The following is an 888-nucleotide window of genomic DNA, read 5'->3' on the forward strand; positions in this document are numbered from 1 at the left end:
TATCGTTTTCATTATTGGTTATCAAGGTAAAAGTTCTATTTCCACCATCTTCTCTATTTAATTCCAAAACAGCGTGAGCAGTTGTTCCTGAACCTGCAAAGAAATCCAGAATACGGGCATTTTTGTTTTCTGTCGCCATTTCTAATAAATATTTAATTAATTTCATAGGCTTGGGGAAACTAAAGATATTTTTGTTTGAAAAAATACTTTTAATATCTTCACCACCATTCGAAGAATAAAAATCATCGATAAAATTCTGATATTGTTGACCTGCTTCTATTTTGACAATTTTGTGTGTTTTTGGATCAAATTTAACTTTTTCATATTGTTTTCTATAAGCAACTCATTCACCATCATCATTCTTCTTACATTCAATAAAACCTAGTTTTTCACCTTCTAAATATGTTTTATAGCCTCAAGTATAACACCCAGACTCTTTTTTGTGTTTATTTACATGTAACTCAAAATAAGTTCCATCAGGCGCTTTAATCAGATAGTCTAACGACTTTGTATATTGAAAGCTTCCTGTTGAACTAGGATGATATAACATAGTCAATTTGTAATAGCCGCGATCTTCGAAGTATTCATCTTTATTAACATATCCCAATTTTTGCAATTGAACTTGATTATGTTTAATGTAATTAAAGTTTTTAATATCATTATTTTTTGAATAAACCAAAATATATTCTGTGTTTTTAACTATTGAATAATTAAAGGAAGTATTGCCTCCAGGTCCTCTTTTCTTAATTCATGTAATCGTAGTAACAAAATTCTCTTCACCAAAAATATCGTCCATTAACACTTTTAGATAAGCCTGTTCACTATCATCGATAGACACAAAAATAACTCCATCATCTTTGAGCAGTTCTTTAGCTAAAATTAATCTTT

Annotated in this window: 1 protein-coding gene; it reads right to left on the bottom strand. The window is 29.2% G+C overall.

What is annotated here, in order from left to right:
* The coding region (locus OF376_RS03160) for a site-specific DNA-methyltransferase (RefSeq protein ID WP_263822066.1) at positions 1 to 888 on the bottom strand (888 nt) is incomplete at both ends.

The sequence above is a fragment of the Ureaplasma miroungigenitalium genome, from assembly GCF_025780085.1.
Lineage (GTDB): Bacteria > Bacillota_I > Bacilli_A > Mycoplasmatales > Mycoplasmoidaceae > Ureaplasma > Ureaplasma miroungigenitalium.